Below are 2,785 nucleotides of genomic sequence, written 5' to 3' on the forward strand. Positions count from 1 at the left end.
CCGCCCATGGCCGCCACGCTCTCCCAGTGGGTCGCCGCCGCGCGCCCGCGCACGCTGCCCATGGCGATCGCCCCCGTGATCGTCGGTTCGGCCGCCGCCGCGGAGCTCGGCTCCTTCCACCTCGGCGCGGCCCTGCTGGCCCTCGTGGTGTCGCTCGCGCTGCAGATCGGCGTGAACTACGCCAACGACTACTCGGACGGCATCCGCGGCACCGACGACGAGCGCGTCGGCCCCTTCCGGCTCACCGTCTCCGGGCTCGTGCCCGCGGCCCAGGTGAAGCAGGCGGCCTTCGCGTCCTTCGGCCTCGCCGGACTGGCCGGCCTGGGACTCATCCTGCTCTCGGGGCACTGGTGGTTCCTGCTGGTCGGCGTCGCCTGCGTGCTGGCCGCGTGGTTCTACACCGGCGGGAAGCGGCCGTACGGGTACCTCGGCCTCGGCGAGGTGTTCGTGTTCGTGTTCTTCGGGCTGGTGGCCGTCCTCGGCACCACGTACACCCAGGCCGACGCCGTCAGCGGCCTGGCCTGGGCCGGCGCGATCGGCTGTGGGCTGATCTCCACGGCCCTGCTCATGGCCAACAACATCCGGGACATCCCCACGGACCGCGAGGTCGGGAAGATGACGCTGGCCGCCCGCCTGGGCGACGGACCCGCGCGGGCGTCCTACGGCGTCATGCTGGCCGTCGCCCTGCTGCTGCCGCTGTTCTGGGTGGCGGTGCACCCGGGGCTGCTGCTCGTGCCGATCGGCGGCCTGCTCGCGATCCGGCCGATCCGCACGGTGCTGCGCGCCGACGACCGCCGGGCGCTGATCCCGGTGCTGCGCGCGACCGGCGTGATCGGGATCGTCTACGCGATCACGTTCACCCTCGGCGCGCTGCTCTGAGCCGCACGGGATGACGACGGCGGCGGCATCCGCCCCGTCGCCCCGCGGGGCTCACTCGCGGAACCGGCCCTCGGTGTAGGCGTCCTCGGCGTCCGCGTCGGCGGTCTCGGTGCGGCCCCGGCGGCCCGGGCGGCCCTCCCACGCGGCGGACAGGTCCTCGGTGGCCCCCGTGCGCAGGCGGCCGAGGAAGAGGTAGCTGACCGCGAACGTCAGGATCGTGGCCGCGATCACCCCGAAGATCATCCCGAGGTCCATCACGTAGTAGAACAGCGCCCACAGGGCGACGAAGACGACCACGCGGACCAGACCGTAGAAGAAGATGCGCACCGGTCCATCCTACGAGGAAGGACGCCCCGCCCGCCGACCGCCCAGCCCGCGCCTAGACTGGAAGGATGGGCCGCTTCATCATCCCCGCCGCGATCATCCTCGCGGGCCTGACCCTCTACGCGCTGTTCGAGGCGCTGCTGACCCCCGCCCGCGAGGTGCGCAGCCTGCCGAAGGCGGCGTGGGTGGCGGTCATCGTGCTCGTGCCGCTCGTGGGGCCGCTGCTGTGGCTGCTGCTCGGCCGCGCCCGCCCGGCCGGCGCGGCCGGCCGCCCGGCGCCCCGGCCCACCGGGGCCCCGGACGACGACGAGGCGTTCCTGCGCAGCCTGCGCATGCAGCGCCGCCAGGACGCCCGCGAGCAGGACCTGGACCGCCGCGAGGCCGAGCTGCGCGCCCGCGAGGAGGAGCTGCGCCGTCGTCGGGAGCAGGGCGACGACGACGCCGACCCGGACGGCGACGGCCCGCGCGCCTGAGGGGCCCCGCCGGACTCAGCCGGGCAGACCCGCGTACGAGTGCAGGCCCGGGAAGTACGTGTTCACGATCGTGTAGTTGAACACGATGCACAGGAAGCCCACGATGCTCAGCCAGGCCGCGCGGGCGCCGGTCCAGCCGCGGGTGGCGCGGGCGTGCAGGTACGCCGCGTAGACCACCCAGATGACGAAGGACCAGACCTCCTTGGTGTCCCAGTTCCAGTACCGGCCCCACGCGGCTTCGGCCCAGATGGCGCCGGCGATCACGGTGAACGTCCACATCACGAAGGCGATCGCGTTGAGGCGGTAGGACCAGTTCTCCAGCCCCTGCGCGGCCGGCACGAGGCGCAGGAACGCCCACGAGCGCTCGCCCGCCGCGGCGCGCTTCTCCGCACGGTCCTGCAGCAGCTGCAGCACGGACATCGCCGCGGTCAGCGCGAACAGCGAGCTGGCGAGCACGGCGATGGACACGTGGATGACGAGCCACGGGGACTGCAGCGGCGGCTGGAGGTGGCCCACCGGCGTCGGGAAGCCCATGGTGGCCGCGCACATCATGGCCACCACGAGACCGGTGACGAACGTGCCCACGAAGCGCAGGTCCTTGCGGAAGAGGAACAGCAGGTAGACGGTCGTGATCACGAGCGCGCCCGTGGTCATGAACTCGTACAGGTTGCCCCACGGCACGCGGGAGGCGGCGAGGCCGCGGGCGACGACGGCGAACGCGTGCAGCGCCCAGCCGACGGCCAGCACGGCCACGGCCACGTTGGCGACCGGGCGGCGGCCGCCGCCCGTGTAGTCCATGTCCTCGTCCACGAGGTCACCGTCCGCGTCGACGCCGGGCTCGGCGGCGGCGGCCGGCCGGGCCGCGTCGGAGGCGCTCGCGCCGACCGCCGTGGACCCGCCGACGGCGACCCCCACGGTCTCGTGGGCCGGAGCGGTGCGCACCTGCCCGCGCTGGGCCGCGAGGTCGGCCTCGAGGCGGCGGATGGTGGCCGAGGCGGTGGCCATGTCGATGGTGAACAGGATGAACGCCGCCGCGTACACGAGCGCGGCGATGAGCATGAAGAGGTCGCTGTACAGCGCCAGCTGCTCGTTCACGGGGGCCGTGGGGT

4 protein-coding genes are annotated in these 2,785 nt (G+C 73.7%); 2 read left to right on the forward strand and 2 right to left on the reverse strand.

Features of this window, described 5'->3' with window-relative positions; all coding sequences use genetic code 11:
• The first annotated feature begins 6 nt into the window (after nt 1–6).
• Nucleotides 7–879 carry a 1,4-dihydroxy-2-naphthoate polyprenyltransferase gene (locus tag QL983_RS10895; protein ID WP_036316696.1) on the forward strand — a complete coding sequence of 291 codons (873 nt, stop codon included), beginning with the start codon at nt 7–9 and terminating at the stop codon, nt 877–879.
• A gap of 51 nt (nt 880–930) precedes the next feature.
• Here QL983_RS10895 and QL983_RS10900 read toward each other — a convergent pair whose 3' ends face one another.
• The gene (locus QL983_RS10900; RefSeq protein ID WP_010080315.1) at nt 931–1,206 is read right to left on the reverse strand and encodes a DUF4229 domain-containing protein; all 276 of its coding nucleotides are present in this window, start codon (nt 1,204–1,206) and stop codon (nt 931–933) included.
• Nucleotides 1,207–1,271: 65 nt separating this feature from the next.
• Here QL983_RS10900 and QL983_RS10905 point away from each other — a divergent pair, with 65 nt between their 5' ends.
• Nucleotides 1,272–1,676 carry a PLDc N-terminal domain-containing protein gene (locus QL983_RS10905; protein WP_010080314.1) on the forward strand — a complete coding sequence of 135 codons (405 nt, stop codon included), beginning with the start codon at nt 1,272–1,274 and terminating at the stop codon, nt 1,674–1,676.
• A gap of 15 nt (nt 1,677–1,691) precedes the next feature.
• Here QL983_RS10905 and ccsB read toward each other — a convergent pair.
• Nucleotides 1,692–2,785, reverse strand: a 1,094-nt coding sequence (ccsB, locus tag QL983_RS10910) for a c-type cytochrome biogenesis protein CcsB (RefSeq protein ID WP_290152981.1), incomplete at its 5' end; no start/stop codon positions are given.

It is taken from the genome of Micrococcus sp. APC 4021 (genome assembly GCF_030407635.1).
GTDB lineage: Bacteria > Actinomycetota > Actinomycetes > Actinomycetales > Micrococcaceae > Micrococcus > Micrococcus luteus.

What these genes read in the sequence shown, in the direction of transcription:
- QL983_RS10895 (WP_036316696.1), top strand. Translation starts at nt 7, where the DNA reads ATGGCCGCCACGCTCTCCCAGTGGGTCGCCGCCGCGCGCCCGCGCACG.
- QL983_RS10905 (WP_010080314.1), top strand. Translation starts at nt 1,272, where the DNA reads ATGGGCCGCTTCATCATCCCCGCCGCGATCATCCTCGCGGGCCTGACC.